Source organism: Ruegeria sp. CDSC002 (assembly GCF_059610905.1).
The window spans coordinates 250,982-265,135 of sequence record NZ_JBXWOM010000001.1 but is presented as its reverse complement, the minus strand read 5'-3'; the positions used below and the strand labels follow the sequence as shown (position 1 = coordinate 265,135).

At 56.0% G+C, this 14,154-nt stretch carries 15 protein-coding genes; 6 read left to right on the top strand and 9 right to left on the bottom strand.

The window, feature by feature from the left end; genetic code table 11:
- The first annotated feature begins 184 nt into the window (after nucleotides 1-184).
- Complete coding sequence (locus tag AC2FJE_RS01430) at nucleotides 185-3,013, top strand: Rne/Rng family ribonuclease (protein ID WP_496760658.1); 2,829 nt, start codon at nucleotides 185-187, stop codon at nucleotides 3,011-3,013.
- Nucleotides 3,014-3,058: 45 nt separating this feature from the next.
- Here the strand turns inward: AC2FJE_RS01430 and AC2FJE_RS01425 are convergent, their stop codons facing one another.
- Nucleotides 3,059-3,292: a sulfurtransferase TusA family protein gene (locus tag AC2FJE_RS01425; protein ID WP_058271547.1), complete on the bottom strand. Its 234-nt coding sequence runs from the start codon at nucleotides 3,290-3,292 to the stop codon at nucleotides 3,059-3,061.
- 105 nt (nucleotides 3,293-3,397) lie between these two features.
- Here AC2FJE_RS01425 and AC2FJE_RS01420 point away from each other — a divergent pair, with 105 nt between their 5' ends.
- From AC2FJE_RS01420 to AC2FJE_RS01405, 4 genes are all read left to right on the top strand, one after another.
- Nucleotides 3,398-4,150 carry a cytochrome c biogenesis CcdA family protein gene (locus tag AC2FJE_RS01420; RefSeq protein WP_058271899.1) on the top strand — a complete coding sequence of 251 codons (753 nt, stop codon included), beginning with the start codon at nucleotides 3,398-3,400 and terminating at the stop codon, nucleotides 4,148-4,150.
- A 63-nt stretch (nucleotides 4,151-4,213) separates the two neighbouring features.
- Entirely contained in the window at nucleotides 4,214-5,428 is a 1,215-nt protein-coding gene (locus AC2FJE_RS01415; protein ID WP_496753934.1) for a hypothetical protein, read from the top strand.
- Nucleotides 5,425-6,774 (top strand): cytochrome P450, encoded by a 1,350-nt coding sequence (locus AC2FJE_RS01410; protein ID WP_496753936.1) that lies wholly within the window; start codon nucleotides 5,425-5,427, stop codon nucleotides 6,772-6,774. Before AC2FJE_RS01415 ends, AC2FJE_RS01410 begins: the two co-directional genes overlap by 4 nt.
- 72 nt (nucleotides 6,775-6,846) lie before the next feature.
- Nucleotides 6,847-7,728 (top strand): fructose bisphosphate aldolase, encoded by an 882-nt coding sequence (locus AC2FJE_RS01405; protein ID WP_472723715.1) that lies wholly within the window; start codon nucleotides 6,847-6,849, stop codon nucleotides 7,726-7,728.
- Nucleotide 7,729: 1 nt separating this feature from the next.
- Here AC2FJE_RS01405 and AC2FJE_RS01400 read toward each other — a convergent pair whose 3' ends face one another.
- The 5 genes from AC2FJE_RS01400 to fumC form a co-directional block, all read right to left on the bottom strand.
- Nucleotides 7,730-8,332, bottom strand: a complete 603-nt coding sequence (locus AC2FJE_RS01400) for a DNA-3-methyladenine glycosylase I (protein WP_472723716.1) — start codon at nucleotides 8,330-8,332, stop codon at nucleotides 7,730-7,732.
- A gap of 63 nt (nucleotides 8,333-8,395) precedes the next feature.
- A complete protein-coding gene (locus AC2FJE_RS01395; RefSeq protein WP_496760514.1) occupies nucleotides 8,396-8,614 on the bottom strand; it encodes a ribbon-helix-helix domain-containing protein in 219 nt (72 codons plus the stop codon).
- Nucleotides 8,611-8,787 carry a DUF4169 family protein gene (locus AC2FJE_RS01390; protein ID WP_058277875.1) on the bottom strand — a complete coding sequence of 59 codons (177 nt, stop codon included), beginning with the start codon at nucleotides 8,785-8,787 and terminating at the stop codon, nucleotides 8,611-8,613. Before AC2FJE_RS01390 ends, AC2FJE_RS01395 begins: the two co-directional genes overlap by 4 nt.
- The gene (gene aroQ / locus AC2FJE_RS01385) at nucleotides 8,784-9,308 is read right to left on the bottom strand and encodes a gamma subclass chorismate mutase AroQ (RefSeq protein ID WP_496760512.1); all 525 of its coding nucleotides are present in this window, start codon (nucleotides 9,306-9,308) and stop codon (nucleotides 8,784-8,786) included. Before aroQ ends, AC2FJE_RS01390 begins: the two co-directional genes overlap by 4 nt.
- A complete protein-coding gene (gene fumC, locus AC2FJE_RS01380) occupies nucleotides 9,305-10,696 on the bottom strand; it encodes a class II fumarate hydratase (protein ID WP_496760510.1) in 1,392 nt (463 codons plus the stop codon). The genes aroQ and fumC overlap by 4 nt, the downstream gene beginning before the upstream one ends.
- Nucleotides 10,697-10,903: 207 nt before the next feature.
- On the opposite strand from fumC, the gene AC2FJE_RS01375 reads away from it, so the two are divergent.
- Nucleotides 10,904-11,467, top strand: a complete 564-nt coding sequence (locus AC2FJE_RS01375) for a hypothetical protein (protein WP_348774488.1) — start codon at nucleotides 10,904-10,906, stop codon at nucleotides 11,465-11,467.
- A 33-nt stretch (nucleotides 11,468-11,500) separates the two neighbouring features.
- Here AC2FJE_RS01375 and AC2FJE_RS01370 read toward each other — a convergent pair whose 3' ends face one another.
- From AC2FJE_RS01370 to AC2FJE_RS01360, 3 genes are all read right to left on the bottom strand, one after another.
- Nucleotides 11,501-11,962: an SspB family protein gene (locus AC2FJE_RS01370; protein WP_058271556.1), complete on the bottom strand. Its 462-nt coding sequence runs from the start codon at nucleotides 11,960-11,962 to the stop codon at nucleotides 11,501-11,503.
- Nucleotides 11,963-12,038: 76 nt separating this feature from the next.
- Complete coding sequence (gene chrA, locus AC2FJE_RS01365) at nucleotides 12,039-13,292, bottom strand: chromate efflux transporter (RefSeq protein WP_496753942.1); 1,254 nt, start codon at nucleotides 13,290-13,292, stop codon at nucleotides 12,039-12,041.
- Complete coding sequence (locus AC2FJE_RS01360; protein ID WP_496753944.1) at nucleotides 13,289-14,101, bottom strand: chromate resistance protein ChrB domain-containing protein; 813 nt, start codon at nucleotides 14,099-14,101, stop codon at nucleotides 13,289-13,291. The genes chrA and AC2FJE_RS01360 overlap by 4 nt, the downstream gene beginning before the upstream one ends.
- Between the last annotated feature and the right edge of the window lie 53 nt (nucleotides 14,102-14,154).

Sequence of the window (14,154 nt, the reverse complement as noted above, 5' to 3'; positions counted from 1 at the left end):
TCTGCGCCTGTCGGAGAAGAACCGCGATGACGCGCGCGCAACGATTGAGTATACGGGCAGGGGGCCACAGCGCCAGACCCTGCCGCGCGCCGTCCGAAATCGCCCTGACAAGACACCACCCCAAAAGCGCCTGTCCCCCCGGACGGGTAAGGACAACGCGTTTGGCGCGGTGCACCAAGGACACATGGCTAAGAAAATGCTTATCGATGCCACCCACGCGGAGGAAACCCGCGTCGTGGTGGTTGACGGAAACAAGGTCGAGGAATTCGATTTTGAATCCGAAAACAAACGCCAGCTTGCTGGCAACATCTATCTTGCAAAAGTAACCCGGGTCGAACCGTCACTTCAGGCGGCCTTTGTGGATTATGGCGGGAACCGGCATGGGTTCCTGGCGTTTTCGGAAATCCATCCGGATTACTATCAGATCCCCGTGGCCGATCGCGAAGCGCTGATGGAAGAAGAACGCGCCTATGCTGAGGCAATGAAAGCGCGTGACGAAGCCGAAGAGGCCAAGCCGAAGAAACGCAGGTCACGGTCGCGGTCGAGGGCTGCGGACGTTAAGTCTGACGATGCGGTTGAGTCGATTGAAGTATCGAACGAACCCACCGGCATGGAAACCATTGATCTGGACGAAAGCGAAGACGGCGCTGATGGCCCGGACCTTGAGGGCACATCCCCGGCAGATCGCGTTGCTGAAACACCGGTAGAAGAGCCTGGTGATGATGCGGGGGCGTCTGAAGCAGACGCTGAAGGTGCAGCCGAAGGTGCGTTGTCGGAAGACAGTAGCGAGGCAGCGAATAGCGCTGATGCGCCTGCAATCGAGGCGACAGAATCCAAAGATGAGGAAGCCGCCGACAAGTCCGATGACGCGGTTAGCGAAGCAGAGCCACAAGATGCACCCGAAGCTTCGGAGGACACGACCGAAGAAAACGAGGGCAAGTCTGAAGAAGAAGCGCGAGCCGATGCCACCGCGAAGGACGATTCGATTGAATCCGTCGCCGACGAGGATGACAGCGAAGACATTCGCCCGGTGCGCAAACCGCGGCCACGTCGCTATAAGATTCAAGAGGTTATCAAGGTCCGCCAGGTCTTGCTGGTGCAAGTCGTCAAGGAAGAACGTGGCAACAAAGGCGCTGCCCTGACAACCTACTTGTCTCTGGCAGGACGATACTGCGTTTTGATGCCGAACACGGCTCGTGGTGGCGGGATCAGCCGCAAAATCACCAACGCACCTGACCGTAAAAAGCTCAAGGAAATTGCTGCGGAAATTGACGTTCCAACCGGTGCGGGTCTGATTATCCGGACAGCCGGTGCCAAGCGGACGAAATCCGAGATCAAGCGAGACTATGAATACCTGCAGCGCATGTGGGAGCAGATCCGCGAGCTGACACTGAAATCGATTGCGCCGGCGAAAATCTATGAAGAAGGCGATCTGATCAAACGGTCGATCCGTGATCTCTATAATCGCGAAATTGATGAGGTTCTGGTCGAAGGCGAAGGTGGTTATCGCATCGCCAAAGACTTCATGAAGATGATCATGCCGTCACACGCGAAGAACGTGAAACGGTACGAGGATGCGCTGCCGCTGTTTGCACGCTATCAGGTCGAAAGCTATCTGGCGGGGATGTTCAACCCGACCGTTCAGCTGAAATCGGGTGGTTACATTGTGATCGGCGTGACCGAAGCGCTGGTCGCGATTGACGTGAACTCGGGTCGGGCGACCAAAGAGGGCTCGATCGAGGAAACCGCACTCAAGACCAACCTTGAGGCCGCGGAAGAGGTGGCCCGCCAGCTGCGTTTGCGCGACTTGGCCGGTCTGATCGTCATCGACTTTATCGACATGGACGAGCGCAAGAACAACCTCGCTGTCGAAAAGCGTATGAAAGAACGGCTGAAAACAGACCGTGCGCGCATACAGGTCGGTCGTATATCGGGCTTTGGCCTTATGGAGATGAGCCGCCAGCGTCTGCGTCCCGGAATGTTGGAGGCCACGACTCAGCCATGCCCGGCTTGCCACGGAACAGGTCTGATCCGGTCGGACGACAACATGGCGCTGTCGATCCTGCGGCAGATCGAGGAAGAGGGTACACGCCGCCGCTCACGCGAGGTGCTTGTTCGTTGCCCTGTTAGCATCGCAAACTTCCTGATGAACCAGAAACGCGAGCATATCGCACAGATTGAGGCCCGTTATGGCCTGTCTGTACGTGTTGAAGGCGACGTACATCTGGTCAGCCCGGATTTCTCGATGGAGAAATTCAAGACGGCAAGCCGGATCGTTCCCGAAGCCAGCGCGCCCGTTGTTTCCGTGGATGCGTCCCTGATGGATCTTGTCGACGCCAGCGAGGAAGAGCCGGTCGAAGAGGAAACCACCGTTCAGGCCGAAGAGGAGGCCAAGCCCAAGCGCAAGCGTCGTCGCCGCCGTCGGAAAAAGAGCAATGGTTCTGACGAAACTCCTGAGGTGAACGCTGAAGAGGGTGACGTGGTGGCGGCCGAGGAATCGGATGAAGCCAAAACTGAAGCGGCAGATGACGCAAAACCCGAGGGTGAAGCATCTGAGCCTGCCGAAGAGGAAAAAGCAGCCAAGCCCAAGCGCCGCCGTGCACCGCGCCGCAAGAAGAAGGACGCGGAACCTGTTGAAGCTACGGAAGAAGTCGCTGCTGAAGCTGTTGTGAGCAAGGATGCCCAGGCCGCAAGCCCTGAAGCACCGGCCGAGGAAACTGGTGTGACAGATGCACCTGTTGAAGCTCCTGTCGAAACCGCCGAGAAGGTTGAACAGGCCGAAGCGGTGGCAGAACTGCCCACGCCCGAAGCGGAAAGCGTCGTTGAAGAAAAGGTTGAACCTGCAGAGGCCGAACAACCCGAACCTGTGGCCGAAGTGGCCGCAGAAGACCCGCAAGAACCAGCGGACGTAATGGTTGAAGAAGCCCCTGAGCCGGTTCTGGAGGTCGTGGCCGAAGAACCGAAGCAGCCGGCCAAACCCAAGCGGCGTGGTTGGTGGTCACTGGGTCAGTAAAAAGAAGAGGCGGGCCAAGTGCCCGCCTTTTTCTTTTACCCGATCTTAGTGAGATTTCTGGATCAAATAGATCTGATGACCGTCCGCGTCTTCTTGCGACAGCAATTGGTGCCCACTCTCAGAGCAGAAATGCGGGACATCAATTATGGCGGCAGGATCATCTGCCAGCACGCGCAAAACGGCCCCCGCAGGCATGGATTTCAAACGCTTGCGCGCTTTGAGGACGGGTAGAGGGCACAACAGACCCAGCGCATCGAGTGTTTCTGGCGGATTTGACATAAGGTTCAGATATTTCCACTTTGACGGGGTGTCCAGCGTGCAACCACGAGGATGTGACCGATTGGCCCCGTGACGTTGGCCGCCTCATACCATATGTGCTTGAACATGTTCGGAATAGATATCATAGACGCGGGCCTGCTGCCTGCCATGTTCATCGCGATGCTGGGCGGGCTGATCAGCTTTCTGTCGCCCTGCGTTCTGCCCATCGTTCCGCCGTACTTGGCTTATATGAGCGGTGTGACGATCAACGAAATGCAGGATGAGGCGAAAGCACGCCGCAAGGCAACCTTGGCCGCCCTGTTCTTTGTTCTGGGCTTGTCTACGGTGTTTTTGTTGCTGGGCTTCACGGCTTCTGCCTTCGGGGTGTTTGTCCTGCAGAACCAGGTGTTATTCGCAAAGATCTCTGGTGCAGTGGTCATTGTCTTTGGCCTGCATTTTCTGAATGTCTTCCGCATCCCGTTTCTGGACCGCGAGGCCCGGATTGAGACTGGTGATTCTGGTGGATCAGTGTTTGGCGCTTATATCCTTGGTCTGGCCTTTGCGTTTGGCTGGACACCGTGCATTGGGCCGCAGCTGGGCGCAATCCTGTCGCTGGCCGCGTCCGAGGCCTCGGTCGCGCGGGGAACCCTATTGTTGGGCGTCTATGCTGCGGGCTTGGGTATTCCATTTCTGCTTGCTGCAATGTTCCTGAACCGGTCTATGTCGGTGATGAACCGGATCAAGCCTTACATGGGCACGATCGAAAAGGTGATGGGGGGCTTGTTGCTCTTCGTGGGCATCATGCTGATCACAGGGCTGTTCACTGAATTCAGCTGGTGGCTGTTAGAGACATTCCCGGCGCTGGCGAATTTCGGATGATCTGCTGATCTGACTTACCTTGACGCTTAGCCTGCGTTAACCTGCGCTGCAGAAGGTAAGGCCATGAGCAGTCAGAATAATCAACCTCGGGTGTGTAAACGCCGGGTATTCTATATTCCCGGCTATGACCCGATACCGCCGCGGCGGTATCGTGAGCTTTATCGTACCGAAGGCTCGCTGCAGGCGGAGATATCCGGTTATGAGATTTCGGTGGCCGCCAAGTCAGACGATGGACCATATGGATGGCACGTCACTTCCCGGCAGGATGATGATGAAGTTCAGGCCGATGTGTGTGTTTTGGTCTGGTCGGATCTGGTGCGTGACAGCATGTCCAACTCAATCCCGGCGACCTATCTGCAATTGGTGCAGACCGCATGGACCTATATGTCCTCAGGAACGCTGTGGCGCCTAATGCAGCTGCGCAAAGGACCGGTGATTGCTGCACTGTACCCGGTTGGAATGTTGGTGGCTCAAATGCTGTTGGCGATCCTGCTAGCCGGGGCCATGACATGGGTTTTGACGCCGTTTATCGATTGGTTGGGCGTAATACTTGCAGTTGGTGCCGGCTACGGTCTGATGCGCTGGTTTCGCCAGCAAGACGGCCAACTTTTTGCCTATTACCTGATGCATGATTATGCCTATTCCGCGAAACTCAAAGGGGCGACGCCAGTTGAATTACGCAATCGCCTGCGTGCATTCAGTGCGTTGATCCAAGAGGCGCTGAATTCAGACGCAGACGAGGTGCTGGTCGTCGGCCATAGCTCAGGGGCCCATCTGGGTGTCAGTGTTCTGGCCGATGTTATCCGAGAAAGCAGGCAGCGCGACAATAGCCCCGCGTTTTCGTTCCTGACATTGGGGCAGGTCGTGCCCATGGTGTCATTTCTACCCGAGGCGCAGGGTTTGAGGGCGGATTTGCAATTCTTGTCCACGCAGGAAGGCCTGACCTGGGTCGACGTCTCGGCCCCCGGCGATGGTTGTTCTTTTGCGCTGTGCGATCCGGTTTCTGTCAGCGGTGTCGCCACCGCCGAAAAGAAATGGCCGCTGGTTCTGTCTGCCGCCTTTACACAGACCCTGTCCCCCGAACGCTGGAAGAACTTGCGATGGAAATTCTTCCGCCTGCATTTCCAGTATCTCTGCGCCTTCGACAAGCCCGATCGGTATGACTATTTTCGCATCACTGCCGGGCCTCAAACCTTAGGTCAGAGGTTTGAGGGACGGGCACCGTCGAAATCGCGGATGGATAAGCCGGTCTCAAAATACATCTCGGTGAAGGCATGACGCCGCCCAAGCCATCTTCGCGCCCTGATAAAGTATCGCTTTGGCGGTATCTGAGGTTGTTTCGCAAGGACATTCTGTCAGCCCAGCCCCAACGGCTGTACCGCGCCTGGATGGCCGAATTTCGCACGCCGTTCTTTCGATCATACCTGGTAAATCAGCCAGAATTGATCGACACAGTTCTGAAAAAACGCCCTGATGACTTTCCCAAATCTAACCGCATAAGTGAGGGGCTGCGTCCGTTGCTGGGGGACTCTGTCTTCCTGACTAATGGGAACACCTGGAAGAGGCAGCGCAGGATCATTGATCCCGCGTTCGAAGGCGGCCGTTTGAAAGATACCTTTCCGGCGATGCACGCGGCTGGTCAAGCAGCGGTGGATCGGTTGCGTCCGCAGTCAGGTGGTGTCGTTGAGTTTGAAGAGGTCACCAGCCATATCGCGGCGGATGTCATTTTTCGCACCTTGTATTCGGTGCCCATCGAACACGAAATTGCCGCTCAGGTTTTTGACAAGTTTCGCGGCTATCAGCGCGAACAACCCATTCTGAACATAGCGGCCTTTGTCCCTCTGCCAAAATGGTTGCCGCGATTGCATTCGAGACGCACCAAGAAGAATGCAAAGGATATCAGGGCGCTAATCCAGCGACTTACGGCGGATCGGGCTGAACTGATCGCTCGTGGTGGCGCGCCGGATGATCTGGCAACCAAGATCATGACCACGCGTGATCCCGAAACTGGGCGTGGGTTTGACACGCAGGAAATGGTTGATCAAGTGGCGATCTTCTTTCTTGCCGGGCATGAAACCAGCGCGTCCGCTCTGGCCTGGACGCTGTATCTGTTGGCCATGTATCCGGAATGGCAGGACAGTCTGGCCGAGGAAGCTGCGGCGCTCGACACGCCCGATTTTTCTGTAATGTCGCGGCTAAAGCTTAGCCGGGATGTGTTCCGCGAAGCGCTGCGGCTTTATCCGCCCGTGCCGATGATGGTTCGTGAAGCGAAATGCCCCGAACGTTTCCGCAACAGGGATGTCCCCGAAGGGTCGCAAATCGTGATCAGTCCGTGGCATCTGCATCGGCAGGAAAGGCTCTGGGAACGTCCCGACGAATTTGATCCGACCCGGTGGGGAACTGAGAATGGAAAGACCTGTCAGCGCAACGCGTACATTCCGTTCTCGACAGGGTCCCGCGTATGTCCCGGTGCCGGGTTCGCCATGATCGAGGGGCCGCTTTTGTTATCCATGCTGCTGCGACACTACTGGTTCGAGTTGGTCGCGGGACAAACGCCCGTTCCGGTCGCGCATTTGACCGTCCGATCGAAAGACGGAATTTGGTTGCGCTTGGTTGAGCGCTAACAAACTACCATCCTTTCACGCCTTGCTGTATGCGGTTTGAAATCGCGGAATCATATTGAACGGGAAAGTCTTATGTCATCAGCAGAACAGCGCGCACAAATGTCCAACGGCGCAGGATTCATCGCAGCATTGGATCAAAGCGGTGGCTCGACCCCCAAAGCGCTGGCGCTTTATGGCGTGGACGCATCTGAATACAACTCGGACGAAGAAATGTTCGGTGAAATCCAGAAAATGCGCGCGCGGATCATTCTGGCGGATGATTTCACCAAGGACAAAGTGATCGGCGCGATCCTTTTCGAACGCACTCTGGGCGAGCAAATTGATGGTCAGAAGGTCGCCGACTATTTGTGGTCAGTGAAAGGCATTGTACCTTTCCTCAAGATTGACAAAGGTTTGGAAGACGAAGCGAATGGCGTTCAGATGATGAAACCCATCCCGGGTCTGGCCGCAACATTGGCCAAAGCCGATGGTGTTTTCGGGACCAAGGAGCGCTCGGTCATTCATGAGGCAAACGCCGAAGGCATCGCGGCGGTTGTTGCACAGCAGTTCGACGTTGCGCGCGAAGTCGTGGCTTCCGGAATGGTTCCGATTGTTGAGCCCGAGGTGAACATCAACTCCGCCACCAAAGCCGAAGCCGAAGACATCCTGAAGGCTGAAATCCTGAAAAACCTTGATCAATTGGCTGACGGACAGGACATCATGCTCAAGCTGACGATCCCTAACCAAGCTAACCTCTATGACGAATTGGCCGATCATCCGCGTGTTCTGCGCGTGGTCGCGCTGTCGGGCGGTTATTCGACGGAACAGGCCTGCGATCTGCTGGGCCAGAACGGTAAGATGATCGCGTCCTTCTCGCGCGCGTTGACCGAAGGCCTGTCAAAAAAGCAATCAGATGCCGAGTTCAACTCGGCCTTGGGCGGAAACATCGACAAGATTTTCCGCGCGTCAGTCTAAACTATTGGGGTTTGGTGAATTCGCGGCGCAACTGCGCCGCTTTTTCACGCATGACGCAAACTTCGGCGTGATCATTCACCAGCCCCATTGCCTGCATAAAGGCAAACACGGTCGTCGGCCCGACAAACTTCCAGCCCCGTTTCTTCAAGTCTTTCGACATCGCCACAGATTCCGGCGACGTTGAAGCGGTTTGCGGGGCAGGCGGTGTATCCGCCTCGTACCGCCACACATATGCGGCCAGAGACCCTTCGGCAGCGATTAACTCTTGCGCGCGGCGTGCGTTGTTAATCACGGCCTCGATCTTTCCACGATGTCGCACAATTCCTGCATCTTGTAACAAGCGCTTTGTATCTGCATCATCAAACGCGGCTACTGCGTTGATATCAAAAGCTTTGAAAGCTTTCCGAAAGTTCTCGCGCTTGGACAAAATCGTGCGCCAGCTTAGACCGGACTGAAAGCTTTCGAGGCATAGCTTTTCGAACAGACGCTGGTCATTGCCAACCGGATACCCCCATTCAGAATCGTGGTAGTCAAAGAATTCGGGCGCGGCCTGACACCACGCACAGCGTGGTTTTCCGTCTGGACCTAGAACTGTATCAACCACCGTTTCGTACTCCTTTTGTTCCTTTTACTGTAAGCGGTTTCAGGATGTCAGAGCAAGACTGATCTACTTGGATTGATACCAGTGTAGAATGAAAACCCTTATGGCCGATGCAAGTCCGATGTCCGGGTCACGCTCGACATCAATTTCGGTCGCCAGAGCGTTGATCGGTAGGTTTTTTTCCTTGGCAATGGTCCGGAACGCCTGCCAGAATTCATCTTCCAGCGATACGGATGTCCGATGGCCTTTCAGCGTCAGGGATCGTTTGACCGGGCGTCCGCTCATTTGTCCAACTTACGGCCTTCGTGGTCTTGGTTCAGCTTGTGTTGCTGCTTTTTTGCCAGATCCTTTTCGGCCTTGGTGCGGCCAAAGGCAACGGCATTTTGATCAGCGCGGGCCTTGTTTTCGGTCCGCGCTTTTTCTTTTCGAAATTTGTTCAGATTGACCGGTTCCGTCATTGCGCATGTCTCACTTTGGTCAGACTATCGAACAATTCCGCACGGCTGTCATCTGAAAGGCACTCGACATTCACGGTGTCCAGAAAATCAGCCTGCGACGCAGTTGAGACCGGTGGTTGATCCGACAATGTGTCAAGGATTTGCCCGCCCAAATCCAACAGAGCGGGGCGCACCTCGGTCGTCAGATCCGCATAGCTTTCGGGAACAGAGGTTTGGTCTTCGGTCCACCGTTCAATCCAACAGGATTGAATCTCTTTCGCGGCTTCGATCTGCGCTTCAAAAAACAGCTGAGCGCTGTCCGGGTCAACGCCCGCAAGCGCTGCTTGTTCCAAGGTTTTTTCAATCACGACTTTTTCACGCTCAAGGTCTTCGACCGGGCGGTCATTGGCGTGTTTGAACGCAGCAACGTCCTGCATCCATTCCAACCGAGAATCGATCAGGTCGAACAGGTCAGCCTGCGCTGAGGTCGCTGTGCCCGCAATAAGCAGGTACAGGCAGGCAGGCTGACGCCACCCGATCACTTGGGGCCGATCATGTGCTCGGGCCGCACGACCGCATCGAATGTCTCCTCATCAACAAAGCCCAGCGCAATGGCTTCTTCCTTGAGGGTCGTGCCGTTCTTATGCGCCGTTTTGGCGACAGTAGTGGCGTTGTCGTAACCGATGGTCGGGGCCAGCGCCGTGACCAGCATCAGGGATTCCTTCATCAGCTTATCGATGCGTGCTTCATTGGCCTTGATGCCCAGCAGCATACGCTCGGTAAAGCTGTCGGTGGCATCACCCAGCAGCTGAATGGATTGCAGCAGATTGTACGACATCATCGGATTGTAGACGTTCAACTGAAAATGACCCTGTGAGCCAGCGAATTTCATCGCCGCATCGTTGCCTATTATATGCGCGGCCACCTGTGTCAGTGCCTCGGCCTGTGTTGGGTTCACCTTGCCGGGCATGATCGACGAGCCTGGCTCATTCTCCGGCAGGATCAACTCACCCAAGCCAGACCGCGGGCCAGAGCCCAGGAACCGGATGTCGTTGGCGATTTTGTAGCAAGAGCCAGCAATAGTCGCCAGCGCGCCCGACAGGAAGACCATAGCATCATGGGCGGCAAGCGCTTCGAATTTGTTGGGTGCGGTAACGAAGGGCAGGCCGGTGATGTCAGCCATGTTCTTTGCGACGGCCTCATCCCAGCCATCATGCGTGTTCAGACCGGTGCCAACAGCTGTGCCGCCTTGTGCCAGTTCATAGATGCCGGGCATTGCGGCTTCGACCCGGGCGATACCCTGACGGATCTGGTGCGCATAGCCGCCGAATTCCTGTTCCAGGGTCAAAGGGGTCGCATCCTGAGTGTGTGTGCGGCCGATCTTGATGATACCGGCAAACTCTTTGGCTTTCGCTTCCAGCGCGGATGCAAATTTCTCAAGCCCGGGCAGCAATACGTCGCGCACGCTCATGGCGGTGGCGATGTGCATTGCCGTCGGGAAAGTGTCGTTCGACGACTGACCCATATTGCAGTGATCGTTCGGGTGCACAGGCTCTTTCGAGCCGATCACACCGCCCATGATCTCAATTGCGCGATTGGCGATCACTTCGTTCGAGTTCATGTTCGACTGAGTACCCGAACCGGTTTGCCAAACGACCAGAGGGAAGTTGTCATCGAACTTGCCTTCAATCACCTCGCTTGCGGCCTGGATAACGGCGTCTGCGATCTTGGCATCCAGCTTGCCGATGGCTTTGTTCTCCATCGCACAGGCCTTTTTGATGACGCCCAGCGCACGCACGATAGCGACGGGCTGCTTTTCCCAGCCGATCGGAAAGTTCATGATCGAGCGTTGAGTCTGTGCACCCCAATATTTGTCGGCGGGAACTTCCAACGGGCCAAAGCTGTCGGATTCGGTGCGGGTCTGGGACATCGGTCACTCCGTCTAGTATGCAGTCGTATGCCGTTTACCCGTGACGGCGTCATCGCGCAATCGGCCAGTTGCGCGCACCATAAGCATAAGCCGACCAAAGGTATAGGCGTTGGGGTGGGGCATTTTTCTTTGATACACAGGTACTAGGACCATTGTGTGCGCCTGTGACTGGGGTAGAATGGCAAGATCAAAACGCTGGAGGGTCAGGTGCTGCAATTTAACCGGGTTAATCCGCTGCGGCTTATCGCATTCGCGGTGGGTGCCGTATTCTGGCTTGTCTTTGCCAATCTTCAGGCCCAGGCCGGGGACATCACGCCCTTTATCGGGGATTACGTCGGTTCAGCCAATTTAGTTGATGATGATGGTACCGAAACCCCACGCGATATGAGCGTTTCGATCCATGAAACGAAAGAAGGGTTCAACGTCAGTTGGAAGACCACGACCTATAAGCCGGATGGCCGGGTCAAAGATCAATCCTTCTCGATCGATTTCAAGCAATCTGACAGGTCAGACGTGTATTCAGCGGCGATGAAGCGCAATGTGTTTGGTCACGAGGTGCCCTTGGACCCGATGCAGGGTGAACCGTTCGTCTGGGGCCGGATCGAGGGCGAGACTCTGACGGTGTTTTCGTTGTTCATTGATGAAAACGGTGGCTATGAATTGCAGCAGTTCGATCGCACACTGGCCGACGGTGGGCTTAACCTGTCTTTTTCGCGGTTCCGTAACGGGGTTAAATCCCGCTCGGTCGATACGTTCCTCGAAAAACAGTAAACCCCGCGAGAGGCGGGGTTTGTAAGTCTGAGCCTACTTTCTGAAGCTGTCCAGTGAAACGACATCCGCGTCTTGCTGGACCGGCGTTTCCTCAACCTCAATCGATTCTTCGACGATATGGGTCGCAACCTCTTCTTCGTCTTCCGGACTTTCGAAACGCAGTCCGAATTCAACCGACGGATCCACGAAGGTTTTGATCGCATCATACGGAATATAAAGCGGTTCTGGAGCGTCACCGAAATTCAGCGTGATCGCGAAACCGTTGTCGCCGACATCAAGGTTTTCGAACCAGTGCTGCATGACGACCGTCATTTCTTCGGGGTAGCGTTCGCGCAGCCAGTCGGCCAGTTCAACTCCGTCTTGCCGTGTGTCGAAGGTGATGAAGAAATGATGCGCCCCAGGCAGACCGTTTTCAGAAACGTTGGTCAGAACCTTCTGAATGAGGCCGCGCATGGCGGTGTGCATCAGGGTTCCATAGTCAATGTCCTGCGACATGTTTCATCCTCAAAAGTGATTATCTCAAGCATAGGGGATTCGTTCGGAAACGAAAGACCGGGAGTTGGTGGATTGTTCAAAGAAAATGAAATCCAACTCCGGCCATGGCCATCAGAGCCAAGGTCATTCCCATGCCGAATTTTAGCTTGAATATCAACACCCCGGCCATGAACGTTAAAAGCAGCGCTTTTATGTTCAGTGTTGCAAGTTCGGGCCATGGGATGGTTAGGGGTCCCCATGCCAATTCCGGGATTGTTCCGAAAAGAACGTTAAGAGCAAACCACACGGAAAGGTTGAGAATCACACCGACAACCGCCGCTGTTATCCCGTGCAGGGCTGCGGACAGCCGTGGACGGGCGGCCAGTTGGTCCAGATAAGGTGCGGCAAGGAAGATCCACAGGAAACACGGAACAAACGTGGCCCAGAGGGCCACCGCACCAGCGGCAAGTGCTAAAGGGATCCCGCCTGAGATCTGCCCTGTCAGCATGGCCACAAACTGTGTGACCAGGATCAGAGGACCGGGTGTCGTCTCCGCCAGCCCCAGCGCATCAATCATCTGATCCGTGCTGATCCACTGATATTTGTCCACGACGGTTTGGGTCATATACGCCAGAACCGCATAGGCGCCGCCGAACGTAACAACAGCCAGGCGGGCGAAGAACCACCCGAGATCGCTCAGCAATTTCTGACCAGTCACGCTCAGCAACACCAATGGGCCAAGCCATAGGGTCAGCCAGATTGCACAGGTGCGCAGCGGGCGCGTCGCACTTGGGGCAGGGGGCGTTTGGGCGGTGTTGGCCTCACCCTTGAAGCTCAGATACCCCCAAAGCGCTGCAGCCAGAATGATCAAGGGAAAAGGCAGGTTAAAGGCAAAGATTGCGACAAAGCCCAATCCGGCTATTGCCCGGTGCTCCACATCGGTCAGGGCTTTGCGCGACAGGTTTCTAAGCGCCTGAAGGACAATGATGATTACCGTTGCCTTCACCCCAAGAAAAGCGGCCTGAACCAGTGGCAGGTCCCCGAAAGCTGCGTAAAGCCCAACCAATACAGCGATGATCAGTGCGCCAGGGATGACGAACAGGCCGCCGGCGATCAACCCTCCGGTCACGCCCCGCAGCCGCCAGCCGGCATATGTGGCAAGTTGCATGGCCTCGGGTCCGGGCAACAGCATGCAAAGAGACAGCGCCCGCAGATACGATTGTTCGTCCAGCCACGGGCGTTTTTCCACCAATTCCTGATGCATCAGTGAGATTTGCGCCGCAGGCCCCCCAAAGGACAAAAGCCCGATGCGACCAAAGATACGGACCAGCTCCGATAGGGTCGTGGTCATGATTTGCGGTCCATTGGCCAGTCGTGTTGTTCTTCAAACCCGTCGCGCGCCCAGCGATACAGCGCATCGTACAAGAGCATTCCTGCAGCAAGGTTTTCGTGATCGTCACGGTATTGCCGGGACAACCCGACAGAGACCGCAAGCAACCCGGCAGCTTCTGGTGCAAGGTCATGGCGATTGGTGTCTGCGGCCCTAACGATCGTTGCAAGCCGATCCAGCGCGGGCGTGTGCAGTGCGAATTCGTCCAGCATGGTGTCGAAGGTGCATTTGTCTTGCCGGTGGCTCCAATGAGCGCCTTCGATGTCAAAAGGGGTCGCGTCAAATATGGCAGCGGTGGCTTCGACTTCCGACGGGGCAACAAACAGGAACCGGGCATTTGGGTCCACAAACCGCCGGATCAGCCAAGGGCAGGCGATACGATCGATCTTTGGTCGGTGTCGGGTCACCCAAAGGGAACCTTTGGGCTGCATCGACAACGCTTTCGCAGGCACACGCGGAGCGTCCGGCATGTCTCGCCACGCAAACATGCCGCCCTCCAGATACTCGGCCTGCACACCTTCGCCCCGCAACAAAGAAACGACGGCCTGGCTGAGTTTCTTGCCTTTCTGGCAAATCACGACTGCAGGTCGGTCACCGATCAGGTTGACCAGCCCTTCGATATCCTTCGCAGGATGGCGTATAGAGCCTGGGATAAGATAGGGGTCAGCCTCAAAATCCGCATCCATACAGATGTCAACCAGTATGGGGGATTGCGGCGTGCCGATCAGTCTAAACAATTGCTTTGGGGTGATCGAGTTTGGTGCGGGCACAGCATGTCTCCTGGTTTTGTCGGATACATGCGAAACTTGGGCTGACGCCTCAC